The sequence below is a fragment of the Novosphingobium sp. SG751A genome, assembly GCF_013149295.1.
Classification (GTDB): domain Bacteria; phylum Pseudomonadota; class Alphaproteobacteria; order Sphingomonadales; family Sphingomonadaceae; genus Novosphingobium.
Genome location: NZ_JABGCB010000003.1, coordinates 189,866 through 210,718, shown reverse-complemented (window position 1 = coordinate 210,718; position 20,853 = coordinate 189,866). Strand labels below are relative to the sequence as shown.

General features: G+C 59.5%; 21 protein-coding genes and 1 pseudogene. 12 read left to right on the top strand and 10 right to left on the bottom strand.

Going from position 1 to position 20,853, the window contains the following annotated elements; all coding sequences use genetic code 11:
* Positions 1-102 precede the first annotated feature (102 nt).
* Positions 103-399 carry a LysR family transcriptional regulator gene (locus FHW96_RS05455; protein ID WP_172339523.1) on the top strand — a complete coding sequence of 99 codons (297 nt, stop codon included), beginning with the start codon at positions 103-105 and terminating at the stop codon, positions 397-399.
* A 19-nt stretch (positions 400-418) separates the two neighbouring features.
* Here FHW96_RS05455 and FHW96_RS05450 read toward each other — a convergent pair.
* Together FHW96_RS05450 and FHW96_RS05445 are read right to left on the bottom strand one after the other, a co-directional pair.
* Positions 419-598: pseudogene (locus FHW96_RS05450) on the bottom strand (transposase); the annotation flags it as partial.
* A 123-nt stretch (positions 599-721) separates the two neighbouring features.
* Positions 722-1,627 (bottom strand): LysR substrate-binding domain-containing protein, encoded by a 906-nt coding sequence (locus FHW96_RS05445; RefSeq protein WP_172339522.1) that lies wholly within the window; start codon positions 1,625-1,627, stop codon positions 722-724.
* 147 nt (positions 1,628-1,774) lie between these two features.
* On the opposite strand from FHW96_RS05445, the gene FHW96_RS05440 reads away from it, so the two are divergent.
* From FHW96_RS05440 to FHW96_RS05415, 6 genes are read left to right on the top strand one after another with little or no spacing between them, the layout of a single operon-like run.
* The gene (locus FHW96_RS05440; RefSeq protein ID WP_172339521.1) at positions 1,775-2,974 is read left to right on the top strand and encodes an aspartate aminotransferase family protein; all 1,200 of its coding nucleotides are present in this window, start codon (positions 1,775-1,777) and stop codon (positions 2,972-2,974) included.
* Positions 2,974-4,296 (top strand): Glu/Leu/Phe/Val dehydrogenase, encoded by a 1,323-nt coding sequence (locus tag FHW96_RS05435; protein ID WP_172339520.1) that lies wholly within the window; start codon positions 2,974-2,976, stop codon positions 4,294-4,296. Before FHW96_RS05440 ends, FHW96_RS05435 begins: the two co-directional genes overlap by 1 nt.
* 40 nt (positions 4,297-4,336) lie before the next feature.
* On the top strand, positions 4,337-5,761 hold the full coding sequence (gene astD / locus FHW96_RS05430) for a succinylglutamate-semialdehyde dehydrogenase (protein WP_172339519.1): 1,425 nt from the start codon (positions 4,337-4,339) through the stop codon (positions 5,759-5,761).
* Positions 5,758-6,960, top strand: a complete 1,203-nt coding sequence (locus tag FHW96_RS05425) for a hydrolase (RefSeq protein WP_172339518.1) — start codon at positions 5,758-5,760, stop codon at positions 6,958-6,960. Before astD ends, FHW96_RS05425 begins: the two co-directional genes overlap by 4 nt.
* Positions 6,960-7,976 (top strand): arginine N-succinyltransferase, encoded by a 1,017-nt coding sequence (locus tag FHW96_RS05420; RefSeq protein WP_172339517.1) that lies wholly within the window; start codon positions 6,960-6,962, stop codon positions 7,974-7,976. The genes FHW96_RS05425 and FHW96_RS05420 overlap by 1 nt, the downstream gene beginning before the upstream one ends.
* A gap of 1 nt (position 7,977) precedes the next feature.
* Positions 7,978-9,234 (top strand): N-succinylarginine dihydrolase, encoded by a 1,257-nt coding sequence (locus tag FHW96_RS05415; RefSeq protein ID WP_172339516.1) that lies wholly within the window; start codon positions 7,978-7,980, stop codon positions 9,232-9,234.
* A 59-nt stretch (positions 9,235-9,293) separates the two neighbouring features.
* Here the strand turns inward: FHW96_RS05415 and FHW96_RS05410 are convergent, their stop codons facing one another.
* Positions 9,294-9,647 (bottom strand): RidA family protein, encoded by a 354-nt coding sequence (locus FHW96_RS05410; RefSeq protein WP_172339515.1) that lies wholly within the window; start codon positions 9,645-9,647, stop codon positions 9,294-9,296.
* A 258-nt stretch (positions 9,648-9,905) separates the two neighbouring features.
* Here FHW96_RS05410 and FHW96_RS05405 point away from each other — a divergent pair, with 258 nt between their 5' ends.
* Both FHW96_RS05405 and FHW96_RS05400 read left to right on the top strand, forming a co-directional pair.
* On the top strand, positions 9,906-10,142 hold the full coding sequence (locus FHW96_RS05405) for a hypothetical protein (RefSeq protein WP_172339514.1): 237 nt from the start codon (positions 9,906-9,908) through the stop codon (positions 10,140-10,142).
* A 183-nt stretch (positions 10,143-10,325) separates the two neighbouring features.
* The gene (locus FHW96_RS05400; RefSeq protein WP_172339513.1) at positions 10,326-11,318 is read left to right on the top strand and encodes a LysR family transcriptional regulator; all 993 of its coding nucleotides are present in this window, start codon (positions 10,326-10,328) and stop codon (positions 11,316-11,318) included.
* On the opposite strand, the gene FHW96_RS05395 is transcribed toward FHW96_RS05400, so the two are convergent.
* On the bottom strand, positions 11,299-11,529 hold the full coding sequence (locus FHW96_RS05395; RefSeq protein ID WP_172339512.1) for a helix-turn-helix transcriptional regulator: 231 nt from the start codon (positions 11,527-11,529) through the stop codon (positions 11,299-11,301). The two genes, FHW96_RS05400 and FHW96_RS05395, sit on opposite strands and share 20 nt — an antisense overlap.
* A gap of 96 nt (positions 11,530-11,625) precedes the next feature.
* On the opposite strand from FHW96_RS05395, the gene FHW96_RS05390 reads away from it, so the two are divergent.
* On the top strand, positions 11,626-11,790 hold the full coding sequence (locus tag FHW96_RS05390) for a hypothetical protein (RefSeq protein ID WP_172339511.1): 165 nt from the start codon (positions 11,626-11,628) through the stop codon (positions 11,788-11,790).
* 9 nt (positions 11,791-11,799) lie between these two features.
* A complete protein-coding gene (locus FHW96_RS05385; RefSeq protein ID WP_371815636.1) occupies positions 11,800-12,114 on the top strand; it encodes a type IV secretion system DNA-binding domain-containing protein in 315 nt (104 codons plus the stop codon).
* A 313-nt stretch (positions 12,115-12,427) separates the two neighbouring features.
* Here FHW96_RS05385 and FHW96_RS05380 read toward each other — a convergent pair whose 3' ends face one another.
* The 5 genes from FHW96_RS05380 to hutI are packed head-to-tail and all read right to left on the bottom strand — an operon-like array spanning position 12,428 to position 18,270.
* Positions 12,428-13,078, bottom strand: coding sequence for a HutD family protein (locus tag FHW96_RS05380; protein WP_172339509.1), 651 nt, complete (start codon positions 13,076-13,078; stop codon positions 12,428-12,430).
* Positions 13,078-14,745, bottom strand: coding sequence for a urocanate hydratase (gene hutU / locus FHW96_RS05375; RefSeq protein ID WP_172339508.1), 1,668 nt, complete (start codon positions 14,743-14,745; stop codon positions 13,078-13,080). The genes FHW96_RS05380 and hutU overlap by 1 nt, the downstream gene beginning before the upstream one ends.
* The gene (gene hutG / locus FHW96_RS05370; protein WP_172339507.1) at positions 14,742-15,551 is read right to left on the bottom strand and encodes an N-formylglutamate deformylase; all 810 of its coding nucleotides are present in this window, start codon (positions 15,549-15,551) and stop codon (positions 14,742-14,744) included. The genes hutU and hutG overlap by 4 nt, the downstream gene beginning before the upstream one ends.
* Positions 15,548-17,077: a histidine ammonia-lyase gene (hutH, locus tag FHW96_RS05365; RefSeq protein ID WP_172339506.1), complete on the bottom strand. Its 1,530-nt coding sequence runs from the start codon at positions 17,075-17,077 to the stop codon at positions 15,548-15,550. The genes hutG and hutH overlap by 4 nt, the downstream gene beginning before the upstream one ends.
* Complete coding sequence (hutI, locus tag FHW96_RS05360; protein ID WP_172339505.1) at positions 17,074-18,270, bottom strand: imidazolonepropionase; 1,197 nt, start codon at positions 18,268-18,270, stop codon at positions 17,074-17,076. The genes hutH and hutI overlap by 4 nt, the downstream gene beginning before the upstream one ends.
* 111 nt (positions 18,271-18,381) lie before the next feature.
* Here hutI and FHW96_RS05355 point away from each other — a divergent pair, with 111 nt between their 5' ends.
* Positions 18,382-19,746 carry a formimidoylglutamate deiminase gene (locus FHW96_RS05355; RefSeq protein WP_172339504.1) on the top strand — a complete coding sequence of 455 codons (1,365 nt, stop codon included), beginning with the start codon at positions 18,382-18,384 and terminating at the stop codon, positions 19,744-19,746.
* A gap of 43 nt (positions 19,747-19,789) precedes the next feature.
* Here FHW96_RS05355 and FHW96_RS05350 read toward each other — a convergent pair whose 3' ends face one another.
* On the bottom strand, positions 19,790-20,563 hold the full coding sequence (locus tag FHW96_RS05350; protein WP_172339503.1) for a GntR family transcriptional regulator: 774 nt from the start codon (positions 20,561-20,563) through the stop codon (positions 19,790-19,792).
* Between the last annotated feature and the right edge of the window lie 290 nt (positions 20,564-20,853).

Below are 20,853 nucleotides of genomic sequence, written 5' to 3'. Positions count from 1 at the left end.
CCACTACCTCAGCGAGCCAACTCGGCACTTGTATTCTAAACGGTTATGATATGCTACCTGGGCGCGTGGCACGGTAGTGTGCCGGATTCAAGGAGGCTTGAGATGCCGCGTCAGGTTAATCTCCGGCAAATCGAAGCTTTTAAGGCCCTGATCGAGAACGGTACGGTCAGTCGCGGCGCCGAAGTGCTCAATATCTCGCAGCCCGCGATGAGCAAGCTGATATCGCATTTGGAGATGGGCACCGGGTTGAAGCTTTTCGACCGAGTGAAAAAGCGCCTCGCCCCAACCAACCATGCAATGCGGCTCTATCAGGAAGTAGACCGCATCTTTGCCGGCGTCCGGCAGGTAGAGAGCGCGATCGACACCCTTCGCCGGGAAGAGCAGGGTCGAATTCCTTAGAGCCCGATTCGAAAGTTTATCAAGCGAGACAATATCTTGCGGTTCTGCGGGTGAGCATGCGGATCGATGCGATGTGGGTCCATGCGGTTGAGGAAGCGATTGTGGCTTCCCAGTCCTTGGCGAGGCGGCGACATCGCCCCAACCAAGCGAAGGTGCGTTCGACGACCCAACGACGCGGCAGCAGGACAAAGCCCCTAGCCGAGGCTTTCGCTGAAGACGTTCGCACGTTGGTAGGTTAAGTCTCGGAGTCGATCTTGATCTGACATTTCGGTTTAATCCCGACTATTATTTGCAGAGAGCACGGGATGAATGCATGTTTGGCTTAATCAGGAAGAGCCCGCGCCTCCTCTAGCAACCAAGCTCGAAAATCGTTCAAGCTTGAACGCGAAGCTTCACTCGAGGGGAATACCAGATAATAAGCATTCTCATTCTCGAGCGCGATCGGAGATGGAGAAACCAATGCACCACTCGCCAACTCATCCTCGATCAGGAAGCGGGGAATGAGAGCGATCCCGGCACCGGCCTCAGCCGCTTGAGCCAGCATCAGAAAATGCTCGAACGATCCGCTGGGCGGTGGCGGAGCGCGGTCTACGCCGGCGGCGGACAACCAATCCATCCAAGCGCCACGACGGGTGCCCAGGACCAGAAGTGGCCAGTTCAGGACATCCTCGGGTAGATTTATCGGCTGACTTGCGAGCCGCGTAGGCGCACAGACCGGGATACTCACCTCCCGGAAAAGTAGATGGTGAACCGCGTTCGGCCAATCTTCCTCGCCAAAATGAATAGCGGCGTCGAAAATCTCTTCCTCGAAAGCGAACGGGTAGGATCGGGCGGAGAAATTGACGATTAAATCGGGAAATAAGGCGTTTAGGCGCGGCAAGCGCGGTGCCAGCCATCGCATTCCAAAGCTCGGCAGAGTGGCGATATTCAACTCTCGGTCGGATTTCTGGCTGATTGCCGCGCCCGTAGCCACCCGGATCTGATTGAGAGCGGGTTCAATCGATTTAAGATAGGTTGCCCCAGCACGGTTGAGCCGTACGCGGCGGCCGTTCCGCTGAAATAGTGAGAGCTGAAGCCACTCCTCGAGCAAGGCAACCTGCCGACTGACAGCGCTCTGGGTGAGCCCGATCTCCTCACCTGCACGCGAGAAGCTGTCATGGCGAGCGGCTGCGGCAAAGCTTGCAAGCGCACCTATGGGCGGAAGAAGCCTTCGGCGATGATCACTCATTCCTGTTACTCATCTGTAGATGATACCATTGCGTTTGCCACATTAGGACGTTTGGCGCAATCTACAGGAGAGAAATATGATATAACTGTTTGGAATATTCATATTCTCAAAGACTATGTTCATTACATTTAGTCATGAGGATGTTCGATGACCAACGGTCATTTGATGGGAACGTATAATGCGACGCCGTTCGATGTCGCCTCGGGCGATGGGGTCTGGTTGGTCGATACAACTGGCCGACGCTATATCGATTGTGTGCAGGGCATTGCGACTAACGCGCTTGGCCACGCGCACCCGCGCTTGATCGACGCTTTGCAGGCGCAGGCACAAAAGGTCTGGCACGTCTCCAACCTGTTTGGCGTGGCTGAGCAGCGTCTCCTAGCTCAGCGATTGACGGAGGCCTGCTTTGCAGATCTCGCATTCTTCGCCAACACCGGCACAGAGGCAGTCGAGGCGGCACTGAAGGCCGCACGTCGCTATCACGCAGTGAATGGCGAGCTTGAAAGGGTCGACATAATCGGCTTTTCTGGCTCATTCCACGGGCGGACCTATGCTGCCATGAACGCTTCCGGAAATCCGGCTTATCTCGATGGATTTGGTCCGAGGTTGCCTGGCTACATTCAGCTTGATCTCGATGACGATGTGTCGCTCGCCGCTGCCGTCAACTCCCCCACGACGGCGGCGGTTATAGTCGAACCCGTACAAGGTGAAGGTGGCGCTCGCTCTCTGCCGGGAGCGGTGTTGGCACGCTTGCGCGACCTGACACGATCGCACGGCGTCCTCCTTATCTATGACGAGGTCCAGTGCGGAATGGGGCGGACCGGAAAGCTCTTTGCACATCAATGGTTCGATGGCGTCGAGCCCGACATCATGACCCTTGCCAAGGCATTGGGTGCAGGCTTCCCGGTTTCAGCCTGCCTAGCTACGGCCGATGCCGCAAAGGGAATGACCGTCGGGGTCCATGGCACGACCTTCGGCGGCAACCCTTTGGGAATGGCGGTGGCGCTTGCCGCCTTCAAGGAGATTAATCGCGAAGAGGTGCTCGTGAATGTCCAAAGCGCCTCTGCCGATTTCTTCGAACGACTTGAGGGTGTGCGAAGCCGCTATCCCGATGTTATCGCCGAAGTGCGCGGCAAAGGCCTGCTCATCGGAATCCGGCTCATCCCAAACAATCGCGAGTTTATGGCTTTCGCGCGTGATCAGGGCCTTCTGGTCGCTGGCGGTGGCGACAATTGCGTACGATTGCTGCCACCATTGACGATCGTGGCCGACGAGGTGATGGACGTCGTGGCCCGGATTGAGCGCGCGTGCGAGGCGGCTCGCACGGCGCTGGGAAAGGCTGCGTGATGGCCAGCGTAGCAGCCGAAGATCTCGCTCCGATAATTCCTGCAGTGTCTTCGCGAGTATCAAGTGGGGTTTACAGCGGTCCGGTTTTCGACATGGCGCGCCAGCAATTCGATCATGTCGCCGATCATCTGCAAATCCCCGAGGAGGAGCGCCAACGCATTTTTATGCCCAAGCGCGCGATCGCCGTGTCATGCCCGATCCATCGCGACGACGGGTCAGTGGCGGTTTTTAACGGTTATCGAGTCCAGCACCATCTGACCCTGGGTCCGACGAAAGGCGGCACTCGCTTTTCGCCCAGCGTAGATGTGGGCGAAGTGGGGGCGCTTGCCATCTGGATGAGCTGGAAATGCGCTCTTGTTGGCCTTCCTTACGGTGGCGGCAAGGGGGGAATAACAGTCGACCCATACAGCCTGTCTCGTCGCGAACTCGAAGCACTTTCTCGACGTTACATGCAGGAGATGATCCCTTTCGTGGGACCGCAGATCGACGTCATGGCACCTGATATGGGGACCGATGAAACGATCATGGCATGGTTTATGGACACCTACTCCATGTACCATGGCAGCACCGTTACTGAGATCGTCACCGGTAAGCCTGTCGATTGCGGTGGTACGCTTGGCCGTCGTGAGGCAACCGGACGCGGCGTGGCTTATCTCATCGGCAGAGCCATGGAAATCGTCGGCATTGATCCGACCCAATCGACTGCCATCATTCAAGGGTTTGGCAACGTTGGCGCCGTCACAGCAATAGAACTGCTCCGCCGCGGCGTACGCGTGATTGGTGTCAGCGACCACACTGCGGCTTATTTCGACCCTCGCGGCCTCGATGTTGAGGCGCTCACAGCATTTGTCCGGGACAACCGGGTGCTTCGTCGCTTTTCCTCTGAGACGCTTATCGATGCAGAGGAAATGCTGACGCGACCATGCGACGTTCTCGTGCCTGCTGCGATGGAACGTGCGATTAACGCTAATAACGCTGGCCAGCTGCAATGCCGAATCCTAGCCGAAGGTGCCAACGGCCCCACCACGCCCGAAGCAGATCTCATTCTAGCTCTGCGCAGAGACGAGATTTTCCTGATCCCTGACATCCTCTGCAATGCAGGCGGCGTTATCGTGAGCTACTTTGAGTGGGTTCAAGACCTCCAGCGTTTCTTCTGGGACGAGCCGGAGATTCTCGACAAGCTTTACCGAACTCTCGAACGGGCACTGCAGCGTGTTCTGAGCCGCGCCGCTCTCGACGGGCTTTCGCATCGAGACGCGGCGATGGCGTTGGGTGTCGAGACGGTTCGACAAGCAAAGGCGACCCGCGGATTATTTCCGTGATGCGCGATCTACGCTTTGCCTTCTCGCTAGGATTTTTGCGATGACCACCGTAAACATGCAATCAATTTGCCCCGCTACCGGCGAGACCGTCTGGTCGGGCCCTCAAGCGACAAACAGCGATGTCGTACGCGCCGTCGAACGCGCGCGTCACGCCTTCAGAAGGTGGCGGGCGACCAAGCTCGACCACCGAGTCGACATCGCACGGGCTTATGCTGCCGCCTTGACGGCGCACACCGATCGCCTCGCTGAGTTGATATCGCGCGAGACCGGTAAACCTCTGTGGGAAGCTCGCCAAGAAGTCGGATCGATGACTGGCAAGGTGGAGCTTTCTATCACCGCGCAGCAAGAGCGAGCCGGAGAGCGGCATGCCGAGACAGCATTTGGTGCCTCGGTCCTCCGTCATCGGCCCCATGGCGTGATGGCGGTGTTTGGACCTTATAACTTCCCGGGACATCTTCCCAACGGGCACATCGTTCCTGCACTGCTGGCTGGAAACACCGTAGTATTCAAACCCTCCGAACTCGCTCCCGCGGTTGGCGAAGCGATGGCGGAACTCTGGCTCGCGGCCGGTTTGCCTCAAGATGTCCTCACGGTCGTTCAGGGAGGGCGCGAGACCGGTGCAGCACTCGCCGCCACCGATATAGACGGCCTGCTTTTCACGGGGTCGGCTGCTACCGGAGCGATACTCCGTGCAAACTTTGCGACGCGCCCGAATGTCCTGTTGGCACTCGAGCTTGGCGGCAACAATCCACTCGTTGTCTGGGATGGGGATGTTTCGGAAGCCGCCGCCATCGTGACTCAATCCGCGTTCATTACGAGCGGGCAGCGTTGCTCCTGCGCACGGCGTCTAATCGTCCCCGATGATGGATTTGGCGAGTCCGTCGTCCAGGCTGTCCAAGAGCAGATGGCCCATCTCACGATTGGCGCGTGGAATGACGAAACACAGCCTTATATGGGTCCACTTATCTCGGACCGCGCTGCCAAACTTGCCCGTACGCAAGTCGATCGACTGATTCAGATTGGCGCCCGTACCTTGCTGCCGTTCGATATTGTGGGCGGGCGTCGAGAAGCGTTCGTCACGCCAGCCCTATTTGACGTGACCGGCATCAAGGCGCCTGATGACGAGATTTTCGCGCCAGTCCTTCAAGTGACACGCGTCGCCAATTTCAACGCGGCCATCGCAGAAGCTAACAACACGCGCTTCGGCCTCGCTGCGGGGCTCGTGACCAGCGACAACGAGCGGTGGGATGAGTTCATCCTCGAAGTAAAAGCGGGAGTGGTCAATCGCAACCGCCCGACGACTGGGGCATCCGGTGCCGCTCCATTCGGCGGCCTAGGAGAGTCGGGTAATCACCGGCCAAGCGCATTTTATGCCGCAGATTACTGCGCATTTCCTATTGCGAGCTTCGAAGCTGCTACGGCGACTGGCAACGCGGACAGCTTGAAGGGGATGCTCAAGATATGACGGAATTGGATCGCTACGAACAAGACATGATCACCCGCATCGATTACCAATCGATGCTCACGCATACACTTGAGTGGAGCACGATCAACTCGGGCACTCGAAATCTCGATGGGCTCGGGAAGCTTGCGAGCCGGCTCGCTGCGGAATTTTCGGATCTGCCAGGGATTGTGGCACTGCGCGACCCTGCGCCCACGGAAGCTGTCACGGCTACCGGTAAGGTCGAAAGCCTGATCGCGGGCCGGCACCTGGTCGTCCGCGTACGTCCCGACGCTAGCCGCCGCATCCTCCTGACCGGGCATATGGACACAGTCTTCGCGGAAGACGATGCGTTTCAGCAGTGCAGATGGCTCGACACAGACCGTCTGAACGGCCCAGGCGTTCTCGATATGAAAAGCGGCCTGGCGATCATGCTGGCCGGGCTCAAGGCTTTCGAGACCATCTCACCTGATCTCGGCTATGATGTTCTGATCAACAGCGATGAAGAGACAGGCTCTCTCTCCTCGGCGGTACTGATCGACGAGCTTGCTGTTGGTAAATTTGCTGCGTTGACCTTTGAGCCGTCTCTCCCAGGTGGAATCATGGCGCGCGCACGGCCTGGATCTGGGAATCTCGCTGCGGTCATCGCCGGACGCGCAGCGCATGCCGGCCGTAATCCGGAAGACGGTCGAAACGCGGTTGTGGCAGCGTCGGATCTTGCGCTTCGCCTGTCTAACGCTCAGCATCCCTCCTTGTCGATCAATCCAGCCAAGATCGATGGCGGAGGCCCGACCAACGTCGTCCCGGACAACGCCGTACTGCGCTTCAACATTCGCCCGCGAAAGGAGAAAAACGTAGCCGAAGCGACAGTTGTCGTCGCGAATCTGAGCGCACAGGTTGCCTCCGACCACGATGTAGACATCAAATTGCATGGGGGGATCGGTCGCCCGCCAAAAATGATCAGTCCAGCGACCGAGCGGCTATTCGGGCTCGTCAAGGAAGCGGCTACGGCGCTCGGCGAGCCGCTGTCCTGGCGAGATGCGGGCGGCGTTTGCGACGGCAACAATATCGCGCGGCAGGGCGTACCCGTTCTCGATACGATGGGTGCCATCGGCGAATTCATTCATTCGCCGAACGAGTATCTCGATGTACGCTCTCTTGTGCCACGAGCCCGGCTGACGGCGCTGGTGCTGCACCGTCTCGCGCAGTGCGAGCAATTGTGATGCTTGGTGTGTTTCGCGCCGCACAGACGTCGGACCTCTCCGCGCTCTACGACCTGTCAAAAGAGACAGGTGGAGGGCTTACCAACTTGCCTCCAGACAAAGGCAAGCTTGAAACCAAGCTCGCCGACGCGGCATGTGCTTTCGCACGCACGGAAGACACGCATGAAGACGACAGGTTTCTCTTTGTCCTGGAGGATATCACCACCGGTCGTATCCTCGGAACCTGCCAAGTATTCTCCCACGTAGGTACGACATGGCCTTTCTACAGCTTCCGGAAAGACACATTCGCTCAATACAATAAGGAGTTGGGCCGAACCGTTCATTCGGAACTGCTGACCCTTTCCACAGAACTGGGCGGTTGCTCCGAAGTAGGCGGCTTATTTCTGCATTCTGAGGCGCGGTCGGCCGGCATGGGCATGTTGCTCGCAAGAAGCCGCTATCTCTTCATCCGTGCTCATCGTGCGCGTTTCGCCGCTCGTGTCGTCGCCGAGCTGCGGGGGTTAGTCGATGAGTATGGCAATTCGCCATTTTGGGATGCCGTCGGCGGTCGTTTCTTCGGGATGAGCTTCCGAGAAGCTGACGAGTTTAACGGTGTCCAGGGCAATCAGTTCATAGCGGACCTCATGCCGAAACATCCGCTCTACATCGCGATGTTGCCGACGGAGGCACAAGAGGTCATCGGCATGCCCCATATTTCAGGGCGGCCGGCGATGCGGATGCTAGAGAAAGAAGGCTTCGCCTTCGAGAATCATGTCGACATCTTCGACGCCGGACCCACCATGACCGCGCGCACTGACGACATCCTGTCGATCCACACCGCGCGAGCCGCCACGGTAGTCTCTTCCAGTCCTGGTGATAGCGCATCTCCGTGTATCCTGGCGGCAGGTTCACTCGCCAGCTTCAGAGCGAGCTTCGCTCATGTTTCCGAACGTGATGATGGCATATTAGTCGAAGCGTCCGCCCTGCAAGTCCTCGGCGCCTCTATAGGCGACCCCATCCTTTTTGTTGAACGGTAGAATGATGATGCGAGAGATCAATTTCGACGGGATCGTTGGTCCCACCCACAATTTCTCCGGCTTGAGCTTCGGCAATTTCGCCGCGATCAGCAATGCGGGGAGAGTCTCGCGCCCCCGCGAGGCGGCTCTACAAGGCATCGCGAAAATGCGGGCCAATCTCGATCTCGGGCTTGTTCAAGGAATTTTGCTCCCTCATGATCGTCCCAACGACACATGGCTTCGAAATCTTGGCACATCGATTGCCGAGGCCCCTTTGGCACTTCGCGCCAATGCGCTGTCAGCATCCGCTATGTGGGCCGCCAATGCCGCCACCGTGTCTCCAGCATCCGACGCCGCCGATGGCCGCTGCCATTTGACAGTCGCCAATCTTATTACAATGCCCCATCGCAGTCATGAATGGACTGGTACTCTCGCCCAGTTACGACTGGCGTTTGGTGATGCGCGTCATTTTGCAGTGCATGGACCCGTTCCGGCGCCATTTGGCGACGAGGGCGCCGCAAATCACATGCGATTGAGCCTAACGCACGGAAAGCCCGGAATCGAGATCTTCGTCTATGGCGAGCCGGGTGGCCCATTCCCGGCACGGCAGCATCGCGTTGCAAGCGAAGCGGTGGCGCGACTTCACGGTCTTGCTGCTGAACGAACGCTGTTCGTCCAACAGGCACCGGAAGCAATTGCGGCTGGCGCTTTCCACAATGACGTCGTTGCCGTCGCCAATGAACATGTTCTCTTTGCGCATGAGCAGGCGTTCGCTGATTCCGAGGCATTCTACGCGGCACTTCGCGCTAAGATGCCCGAGGTCGAGATCATCGAGGTGCCAAGCGCCGCGGTCAGTCTGGAAGACGCCGTCTCCTCCTATCTGTTCAACGCTCAACTGGTCACTCTACCCGATGGCACGATGGCGCTTATCCTCCCCATGGAGGCAAAACGAAACGAGCGAGTGTGGAATTGGCTGGAAGAACTGATTGCCGGCAATGGGTCGATCCGAAAGCTCGTACCCACCGAAGTCCGGGAATCGATGTCGAATGGCGGCGGCCCGGCATGCTTGCGCCTGCGTGTCGTCGCGGACCCGTCAACAGTTGATCCTCGGTTCCTGGTCGACAGTGACCGCCTTGCCCTGTGTGAGCGTGTGATCGAGCGATCCTGGCCGGAGCGCATCCATCCCGATGACCTCGTCGGTGCAGATCTCTGGCAATGCTGGCGGGATGCGCGTCGGACCTTGCTCAAAGTGCTAGATTTCCTTCCCGACGAGCTTTGATCTGCGGATCGCTAGTTGCGCGGCCCCACTGCTAGGGCCGCGCAAGGATCTCGGCGCGCTTAAGCCGCGGCAGTGATGATGATTTCAACCAAGACGCGGGGTGAGGCCATCTCGCACTGCGCAGTCGCGCGAGTTGGTGCGGTCGCCGGATCGATCCAAGAATCCCAGACTTCGTTCATGACTGCAAAATCGCGTTCGATGTTTTTCAGCCAAATTTGTGCAGTCAGCAATCGACTTCTATCTGTCCCGACCTCCGCCAGAATCTCGTCGATGCGCTGCAGAGTCTGCTCCATCTGTGATCTGACGTCACTACTGCAGTCAGCAGCAGTCTGTCCGCCGATTGATAGGATGCCATTATATATTACAGCGCGCCCACGTCGCGCGTTAGTCACAAGCCGGATTATGTCGCTCATACTTTCACCCTTTTCTATTCCGGTTTGGTATATTGAAATCGCCATCCCAGTCTAATGCCCATAAGGAAATATGTTATCTCGAAATGATATGATATAAATCGTTCGTAATTATTTTTCCAATAAATAAATCATTCGTATATTGTGCGATAATGTTGTATATAGGCTTGTCATCATAACCTTGAAGAATGATAAGCATTCTCTTGAAACTTGGACCGCAGAATTAAACCATCCTATGGGTTTTCGTTGAAGGAGACTGCGATGACCTTCTCTGCTCGTAACATTGGACCACGTCGCGCGACGGTCTACTCAGAAGATTTGTCTTCAAGCGACCTCCACCAGGAAGAACCGCTCAACGTTGCTGTCGGTTCACGCGCCATAGCCGCCGCGTTGTTGTTCGCGAAGGTGAAAGAGAAAGCGGTGCCTGTCCGCTCGCAATTGGATCAACCCCGTCAAGATCAACCCGGTCAAGACGGCGCGACTGCGGAACGCCGTTAATCGTACCCTCAATCACTAAGCGAGGACTGTTCGCTGAATCGGAGGGAACGAGGTGAGGCGCGCTATGAAAAGCCGCCGTTGCGGCCGCACGCTCTCACTTGACACATTGTCGCTGCAGGAAACTCCACATCCGTTCGATTTGAAGGATCGGGTAGCGGCTAAGGTTTGGTTCATCGATTGAAAGTGAGTAACTCTGAAAATCAAGCCTCGCGGACAGCACTGCGTGCACGAAATCACCGCGTTCGCTCTACAAATCGTCCTGATTTTCGTCAGCTCGAGACTTTTTTGAAGGTTTCAGAAACCCGAAGCTTTGCCGAGGCTGCCCGGCAGCTGGGCGTCAGCCAGCCCGCTGTCAGTCAGACCATCGCCAGGCTCGAAGAGTTATACGGCGGCGACCTGTTCGAGCGGCGGCGTGGCACACCAGTAGCTTTGACCCCAATCGGACGGGCTGTTTTACCGACAGTGAAATTGCTGCTTTTCACTGTCGACCGACAGATCAGCCGTGCTCTCGCCACGGCTCAGAGCATGACAGGTTCTCTGACCATCGGCTTCTATCCGGGGCTTACCTCAAGCCCACTCAGTGCTGGTATCGTCGAATTTCACCAGTCCTGCCCCGGCGTGCAACTCCGCTTCGTCGAAGCCGCACCCGGCGAGTTGCACCGGCAACTGAACGAGAGAATTCTGGACATTACGTTCACCGCACTGCTCCCCGAACTGACGGGCGGAGCCGTCGTCAAGGAGCGACTTTGGGAGGAACCACTGGTCGTCGGGATACGGGACGATCACCCGCTCGCTGCAAATGAGAATCTTCGTTGGGCGGACCTGTCATCACTTCCGATCCTCCTGCGTGCTCATCAGGGAGATCTGTCCGCCTATCGTGCAGTGACCTCACGAGCGGGAGACCAGGCGCTCGAATGCGAACTTCACGACGTCTCACGGAGCGCGCTCATCGAGATGGTCCGACTCGGTCTTGGTGCGGCAATCACGCTGGCGTCAGCGACGGTGCCACGCGATGGTATCGCGTTCCGCCCAATCGTTGACGAAAACGCCGCTGTGGGCATCGACGCTGTCTGGCCAAAGGATGACCGAAATCCGCTGCGTCACCGATTGCTAGCCTGCGTACGAAAGCACGCATCCGCTGCCCAGCCGTCTGTCTCTAAGGCTTCCCGCGACTGACTTTCACCGGCGTAATCAAATCGCAAGCGCTAATTCCAAGCGCCGCCGCAAATTGTCCGAGGAGTGTCACGCTCGGCGACACCTTGTTTCGCTCGATGGAACCAAGATAGCGCAAGCTAATGCCGAGCACGTGTGCCATTTCCTCCTGGGTACGTCCCGTCTCATTGCGAATTCGCCGAAGGTTGGTCGATAATGTTACCTTGAGATCCATCCGCCATCTGATCACAGCGTCGGCACGATCATTCTAGGAACGATCGTGCCTATTCGTTATGAGTCGGACGTATCGCCACCGATCACGGAACTTCTCATGCCCAACCTGCCGCTCACCGTCGCCGAACGCCGCAGCGAGGCCGAACGGCTTATTCAAATCGCTCGTCGACTGCTCGATCGGCCCGACGAGGAGATGGTCGTCAACTATCTCGACCACGCCATCGAAGCGCTGAATATGATTGAGCCTGATTCTCCGTCCTGAACTGATGCGGTGACGCCTGCCGCCCGTTACTTCGAAGAGGGAGGGGAGCGGATGCTCGCCAGCATTCTCGGCACGCTTGCGCCGGCAGTCGGACATTTGCGGCACATCGCCGCTGTCCAAGGTGAGCCGTTCTCAATTCGAGGATGGATCCGGCAGGGTGCGGGCTCACTGTGGCTGCCTTATACTGCCAACCAAGTGGCCGCGCTTATCCGTTCAGCCTGCCGCTTCACGAGCACGGCGGATACAAGGATCGCGGTACTCAACGGATCTCCGCCGTGCTCAAAAAGCTCAGCCTCGAGTCTATCAACCACCGTCTTCGACTGAGCGGGCTGGTCGCGTCGATCGATGAGGAGCCGAATGCAATCTCTCCTAGATCCAGCAGCCACCATTCTACCTAGAGCACGATTACGATCTGAGATGTAGAGACTTACAGTCTCAACCTGCCAGAAGCCCCGAAATATCACCTTGAGTAGGTTTACCTCCGGCAGATACTCAAATGAGTAATAGGCTTCTGATATTCGTATCTCCGTCAGCGTTTTGCGTTCTCTCACCACACGACCAGTCCGATAGCACCCAGATATTCCTTCCTCGCTGAGCGCCAACTCGATGGCAACGACGAGCGCGATCGCCGCCCCGTTCAACCTTCAGGTTTTCGTTTGCCGACGAACAGCAGTGCGGCCGCAACGTCGCGAGACGCAACGCTTACGTCACCATATTCACCTCCGCCCACAGGACGGATCGGCCAGATTCGAGCTATGATAACTTGGACCTGCTTGGTGGTCGGTTCGATCACAGCGGTTTCTCCCCGTTCAAGTCGAACGGCGTCCCATCGTGCCAGCTTGCTCCCCGACACGCCAACTGCCTCGATTGCAAAAATGACAAGGGTGCTGTCCTGATCGCCCACTTCAATCGCGCGCTCTATTCTTTTTCTTTCCAGCGCGCCGCGATAGCTGTCTCGTCGAATCATTAGATTAAGATCGACGACTGGTTCGAGCACTGCGGCTGAGGTCTCAGCCTCACCGACAAATGATTTAGGCGGTGAACTTGCGGCTAATTCGATCGGGTGTTCCTGGTCAATTTTTAACCGCATCCGGCCCTCTAGGACGGCAAGATGGCGGTCAACACCGGAAAACCTTGAAAATGGCCCATTGCTACACACGTCGGCGGTGCTAAGCCGCCAACCAAAATCGAACCCGTCAGCTTCAATATCCGCACAAACCTCACGGGTAACGCCAGCACCGTTCTTCCAAGGTACTGCGGCACGATCAACCGCGCGTAGAATCTCCATCACTCGATGATCGCTGGCAAATCTAAGCCCGTGCTTTGTGCGCACTGGATCGCGATTTCGTAGCCGGCATCGGCATGACGCATCACTCCCGTTGCAGGATCATTCCAAAGCACCCGCTCCAACCGTTTCGCTGCAGCCTCAGTGCCGTCAGCGACGATCACCATGCCGCTATGCTGAGAGTAACCCATGCCTACGCCTCCACCATGGTGCAACGACACCCATGTGGCGCCCGACGCGGTGTTTAAAAGTGCATTGAGCAGCGGCCAGTCCGAGACAGCGTCGCTGCCGTCCTTCATCGCCTCGGTCTCGCGATTGGGGCTGGCAACCGAGCCGCTGTCGAGATGGTCGCGGCCGATGACGACGGGAGCCTTCAACTCACCCTTCGCCACCATCTCGTTGAACGCGAGGCCAAGGCGATGGCGGTCACCTAGGCCGACCCAGCAGATGCGAGCGGGCAGACCCTGAAACTGGATACGCTCGCGCGCCATATCGAGCCAGCGGTGGAGATGCACATTGTCGGGCAGCAGTTCCTTCACCTTGGCGTCTGTCTTGTAGATGTCGTCGGGATCGCCCGAGAGCGCCGCCCAGCGGAACGGGCCGATGCCGCGGCAGAAGAGCGGTCGGATATAGGCCGGGACAAAGCCCGGGAAATCAAAGGCGTGCGTGACACCCTCGTCGAACGCCATCTGGCGGATGTTGTTACCATAATCGACGGTCGGGACGCCCGCAGCGCGGAAGTTCAGCATCGCCTGCACATGGGTCGCCATTGACGCCTTCGCGGCGCGCTTGACAAGGTCGGGGTCCTTTTCGCGTTCGGATAGCCAGCGATTGAGCGACCAACCGGCCGGCAGATATCCATTGACCGGATCATGCGCGGAGGTCTGATCGGTCAGCAGATCGGGCCTGATACCGCGTGAAAACATCTCGGGTAGCAGTTCGGCAGCGTTGCCGAGCAATCCAATCGACACCGGGGCTGCCGCGCGCCTGGCATTCTCGAGGAGATCGAGCGCCTCGTCGATCGTCGTCGCGCTCTTGTCGAGATAACCCGTGCGCAGCCGCATCTCGATGCGGCTCGGTTGGCATTCGATGGCTATGCATGACGCGCCCGCCATCACCGCGGCGAGCGGCTGCGCGCCACCCATGCCACCTAGACCGGCGGTCAGCAGCCAGCGGCCCGCGAGGTCGCCACCATAGTGCTGGCGGCCCATCTCGACAAAGGTTTCGTAGGTGCCCTGAACGATGCCCTGCGTGCCAATGTAGATCCAGGACCCAGCGGTCATCTGACCATACATCGCCAGACCCTTCCGATCGAGCTCGTCGAAATGCTCCCAATTGGCCCATTTGGGCACGAGGTTGGAATTGGCGATCAACACGCGCGGTGCGTCGGGGTGCGTCCTGAACACGCCGACCGGCTTGCCCGACTGGACCAGCAGGGTCTCGTCATCCTCCAGCCGCCGCAGGGTCTCGATGATCTTGTCATAGCTTTCCCAGTCGCGCGCCGCCCGGCCGATGCTGCCATATACGACCAGTTCCTCGGGCCGTTCGGCGACGTCGGGATGGAGGTTATTCATCAGCATCCGCACCGGCGCTTCGGTCAGCCAGCTTTTCGCGGTGAGATCATTTCCGGTCGCCGGTCGAATATCGCGGCTGTTGTCGAGGCGAGTCATGAGCGTCCTTTCGCAAATGAAATGCAATGTTCGAGAATCTCCCGGAGGGAGGGCGCGATCGGCGCCGCTGGATCGAGAGGCGTTGGCCAGCTATCGGCGGTTGGCGCAGGCGGCTCTCGCATATAGCCGCGTTGGGCGACTTCCATCTGGATCGCATGAATACCGATTTCGGGCTGACCATAATGGCGGGTTGTCCACCCGCCCTGGAAGCGGCCGTTGATAACGTAGCTTAGTCCGCTGTCCGAACAGGCGGACTGCACCGCTTCGGTCAGCCGGGGATCACAGGATCGACCAGCGAAAGTGCCGACATTGAAATACGGCAGTTCCCCTTCGAACAGGCGCGGAATGCGGCTGCGGATGGAATGCGCATCGTAGAGCACCACATGGTCATGGCGCGCGCGCAACCGCGCTAACTCGGCGGAGATCGCTTGATGATAGGGTTCAAAATAGGTCTTAAGCCGACGCTCAATTTCTGCCGGTCTCGGTGTTTCACTGCGATAGAGAGGCTCTCCATCGAAGCTCTCGGTCGGACACAGGCCGGTGGTGGCTTGCCCTGGATAGAGAGAGGCACCCGAGGGATCGCGATTGCAGTCGATGACGGTGCGCGCCAATCGGGTGCGCACCATGGTCGCGCCCATCGCTGCGGCAAAGCCGTAGAGTTCGTTCACCCACCAGTCGGCGTCCTTGCGCGCCAGCCAGGGCGAGACGAAACCGTCTTCCAGCTCCCCTGGGATGTCGGTCCCCGTGTGCGGAAAGGCGACGACGAGTGGTGCGTCGCCCCTTATGATATCGAGCCAGGCGGTCACACGACGCCCGGAAGCTCGACAGCGACCTGCGAGATGACCGCGCCCGACCGGACGAGGCGGTTGGCCGTCTCCATTTCTGGATGGAAGTAGCGGTCGTCATCGAGCATCGGCACCGATCGACGCAGCAGCCGGCGCACCTTATCGAGGTCATCGCTCGACGATAGCGGCGCGTGGAAATCAATGCCCTGACAGGCAGCGAGAAGCTCGATCGCGATGACCGCCGATGCGTTTTCGGCCATAGGGAGCAGACGCCGCGCACCATGGGCCGCCATCGACACATGGTCTTCCTGATTGGCGGATGTCGGAATGGAGTCGACGCTCGCCGGATAGGCGCGCTGCTTATTCTCCGAGACGAGGGCTGCCGCGGTCACCTGCGGGATCATGAATCCCGAATTGAGCCCGGGCTTGGGGGTAAGAAAAGCGGGCAATGCCGACAGAGCTGGGTCGACCAACATCGCGATGCGACGTTCCGCGATCGAGCCGATCTCGCAGATCGCCATGGCTATGATGTCGGCGGCGAAGGCGACCGGCTCGGCATGAAAATTGCCGCCCGACAGCGCCTCATCGGTCTCCGGAAAGATGAGTGGGTTGTCCGACACGCCATTTGCCTCGATGAGCAACGTGGTTGCGGCTTGACGCAGAATATCGAGCGCCGCGCCCATGACTTGGGGCTGGCACCGCAGGCAATAAGGGTCTTGGACGCGCGGATCGTCATCACGGTGCGAGGCACGGATCGCCGACCCCAGCATCAACTGCCGCAGCGCTTCCCCGACTGCGAGTTGGCCGGCATGGCCCCGCAGGCGATGGATCCGCGCGTCGAACGGTGCATCGGTGCCTTTCGCGGCCTCGGTCGATAGCGCACCCGTGACGAGCGCGGTCTGAAAAAGGATTTCAGCTTCGAACAAACCTGCCAAGGCATTGGCCGTGGAGAATTGCGTACCGTTCAGCAGGGCAAGGCCTTCCTTCGGGCCCAGCTCGATTGGCGCTAGCCCCGCGTCTCGTAACGCCGCCTCGGCCGGCCGACGCTCTTCGTCGACATAGATCTCGCCGGCCCCGATCATCGCCGCGGTCATATGCGATAGGGGCGCGAGATCGCCGCTCGCACCGACCGATCCCTGGCACGGCACGACCGGCGTCAGCCCGTGCTGCAGCATCGCCTGGAGCAGCGCGATCGTCGCGGGCCGGATGCCCGACGCGCCTTGGGCGAGGCTGGCGACCTTGAGCGCCATCATCAGGCGGACCACCGCCATCGGCGAAGGGTCGCCGGTCCCTGCGGCATGGCTCAGCACGATATTACGCTGAAGAGTTGTGAGATCCTCGTCTCCGATGCGGACGCTGGCCAATTTTCCAAAGCCCGTGTTGATGCCGTAGACGGGCTCACCGCGTGCGAGGATGCGCGACACTGCCGCTGCCCCCTCGCTGATCCGAGCGTCGAAGCACGGGTCGAGCGTGGCGGTGGCACCGCGATAGATAGCTCGCCAGTCGGCGAAAGAGACCGCACCGGCGTTCAGGATAATATGTGTCAATGACCCCTCCAGATGCGCGCATGGAGCGGGTTGAACCCCAGTCGGTAGACAAGCTCAGCAGGACGCTCGACCTCCCAAATGGCGAGATCACAGCTTTTGCCGGCCTCGAGCGTGCCGACGTCGGCATGGAGACCCAGCGCACGTGCCGCGTTGCGGGTGACACCGGCGAGGCATTCATCGACGGTCAGGCGGAACAGCGTCGCCGCCATGTTCATCGCCAGCAAAATGGACGTGAGCGGCGAGGTCCCCGGATTGCTGTCGGTGGCAATGGCAATCGGGACGCCGGCCGCACGAAGGGCCTCGATCGGTGGCCGCTTTTGCTCCCGAACGAAGTAGAAGGCGCCCGGGAGCAGCGTGGCAACCGTTCCGGCCTGCGCCATCGCTGCGACGCCGGCATCGTCGAGATGCTCGAGATGATCTGCGGACAGGGCGCCATAGCGCGCCGCCAAAGTGGCGCCGTGCCGGTTGGAGAGCTGTTCGGCATGGAGCTTGACCGGCAGGCCGCGTACCGTGGCCGCGCGGAAGACGTGATCGACCTGCTCGGGGGTAAAGCCGATTCCCTCGCAAAATGCATCGACGGTATCAACGAGGCCTTCATCGGCGAGGATCGGGATCATGAGGTCAGCGACCAACTTGATATAACCGTCGGCGTTGCCGGCGAACTCGGGTGGCAGGGCATGGGCGCCGAGGAACGTCTTCTGAACCGTCACTTGCCGTTCAGCAGAGATGCGGCGCGCGGCCAGCAGCATTCGCCGCTCGACGTCGAGCGTAAGTCCGTAGCCGGACTTGATTTCGACAGTCGTTACGCCCTCGGCGATTAGCGCATCGACTCGCGGAAGGGCTGATCGAACGAGATCCTGTTCGCTCGAGCCCCTTGTCGCGCGCATCGTTGAGACGATTCCGCCGCCCGCGAGCGCAATCTCTTCATAGGTCGCGCCAGCCAGCCGCATTTCGAATTCGTGCGCGCGATCTCCCCCATGCACGAGGTGCGTGTGGCAGTCGATCAGGCCGGGCGTGATCCAGCGGCCATCGCAATTAACGGTGGTGTCCGCCTCCCAGCTCGGGCTGCCCTCGGCGGGGCCCGCGTACAGGATGCGGCCGTCGCTGGCCGCGATGAGTCCGTCTTCCACGGGAACCTGCCCGGGTATCATCGTCGCCAAATTGGCGTCGGTCCACACTGTATCGCAGCGCATGGTCGCCCTTGTTCAAAAATTCCGCAGATCGTCGACGCACATTATGTATAGACATCAAAGTCTGTCAATATGTATAGACATAATAATTAGCAACAGCGGAGCGCCAGCGCGATGGCACAACAGCGGGCCCATCACTTTTCGCAGATATTGCTCGCCGACGGTTGGGCTCGCGACGTCCGGATCGTCTGTACGGGAGGGGTCTGCGCTTCGATCGCGATCGAAGTCCCCGCATCCGCGGGCGACGAGCGTCACACAATCGGCATTCCGGGACTGCCAAACCTGCACAGCCACGCTTTTCAGCGCGGAATGGCGGGACTAGCGGAGCGCAGAGGGCTCACGGACGACAGTTTCTGGACGTGGCGCGACGTGATGTACCGTTTTGTTGACCGAATTCGCCCGGAGGATCTCCAGGCAATCGCAGCGCTCGCGTTTATCGAGATGCTCGAATCCGGCTTCACCAGGGTCGGCGAGTTCCACTATCTGCACCATGATATCGATGGTATCGCGAATGCCAACCTTGCGATCATGGCGGAGGCATTGGTTGCCGCGGCTCATGACACGGGCATAGCGCTCACGCTCTTGCCGGTCTTTTATGCGCATTCGGGATTTGGCGGCCTCGCGCCCCAGTTCGGCCAGAGGCGCTTCATCTGCGACCTTGAGCAGTTCGGTCGCCTTTTGGAAGGGGCCGCCGCGGCGGTAGCCACTTTGCCAGACGGCATCGTGGGCGTTGCGCCGCACAGCCTGCGCGCCGTGACGGCCGATGAGTTGAAGCGCCTGCTCACCATGAGCCCAACCGGCCCGGTGCATATCCACATTGCCGAGCAGATTCGGGAGGTCGAGGACTGCGTTCACGCGACGGGAGTCCGCCCTGTTGAGTGGCTTCTCGACACTGTCGCCGTCGACGAACGATGGTGCCTCGTTCACGCGACGCACATGACCGACGATGAAGCGCGCAGGCTGGCGGCCACAGGTGCGGTGGCGGGCCTTTGCCCAATCACCGAAGCCAATCTCGGGGATGGAATCTTCAATGCCGGACCCTTCCTGTCTGCGGGCGGCCGCTATGGTATCGGCAGCGATTCCAATATCCTCATCGATGCGACCGAGGAACTGAGGTGGCTGGAATACGGCCAGCGCCTGGCCGACTGCGCGCGTAATTGCCTCTCGACCGGCCAGGGGGCGAGCACGGGCGGCGGGGTTTTTGCGACCGCGCTTGCCGGAGGAGGGCAGGCCCTCGGAGCAAGCAGCACCCTCGCTGTCGGCGCGCCGCTCGACTTCCTCACGCTGACTGCCGACCATCCTTCACTCGCTGATCGCACCAACGAGGATATTCTGGACAGCTGGATTTTCGCCGCAGGCCGCTGCGCGATCGACAGCGTCTGGCGTCGCGGCGAGAGGGTGGTGAGCGAAGGCGCCCACCGCTATAGGCCGCGCATCGAGCAGCGCTATCGAGGAGTTGTGCGGCGGCTTTTGGCTTGAGATCAGTGGTCAGCACGCTAGCCTGTTTGCGTGCGGACAAGGCTCAAAGCACCGACTGAAGAATATAGCCCTCGCGAAACAATAGTTCCATATCGGTTATGAGGCGGTCATCGAGCCACGTCGTCCTATTCATCGAGAATATCGCAGCGTCGACGGCGCAGCCTAGCGACTTTGCGATGAGCGCGTCGGCCTTGATCGCGCAGAAGGACAGGCTGCCGAGCGAAAAGGGCACCGAGCGAACGAGCCATTCATTAGCACTGACCGCCGCGAGGTCGACATTTAGAAAATCGGGTATTGCGTCCACATTCACCCAACGCCGTTCAAATGCATAGGGCGCGTTGTCGGCCAGATGAAGGGTTTCGATATAGGCGGCCGAAATATCCTCGCGGAGATTGAGTTTCTTGCGCGAAACCTCATCGGGGACACGAACCTCGCGTGTGATCGTATGATGTCTGTAAACGGCGCCGGCGCTTTCGATCTGCTCGCGAATGACCGGAATCGCGAGCTTGGCCTGACGGACCGGCATCTGCCGGACGCGCGTGCCGCCCTTGCGCTTGCGTAACACAAGGCCTTCTTCGGCGAGTTCACGTAGCGCTCGGTTCACCGTCGCGCGCGCGCACCCATAGTGGACCGCCAGGTCGGTTTCGGCCGGAATTAAATCGCCGAGACCCCATTCCCCGGATTGGATGCGGCCGAGGATAGCGCCCTTGACGAAGCGGTGCGACACGACCGCCATCAGGCTGCCCTCGCCGCCGTCACCCAGACCGATCCTTCGGCGCCTCGACCTATCGCTGGCATCAAGAGATGCAGAACCCATTTCGACCTTTTGTGCATAACCGCTCCCTTTGCACCGAATGACGCCCGTTAGACCATCCTGCGTTGTGCGCCGAGAGTGAAAAGTTTAATCCAGTCGCGAGCGCGTTCGGGCCATTAGACGGCGCACTTGCATGCCGTGATAATATGTGCATACATAATATCTGATCTGCTGCTATATACACGGGAAGGTCGCTGCCCCTGGGCAGGCGGCATGCCCGTGGCAAAACGGGCAGATGACACGCTGAATAACTGCCGCCCAGCCCTCCGGGTTGGTGATGGGCAGGCTGAAGG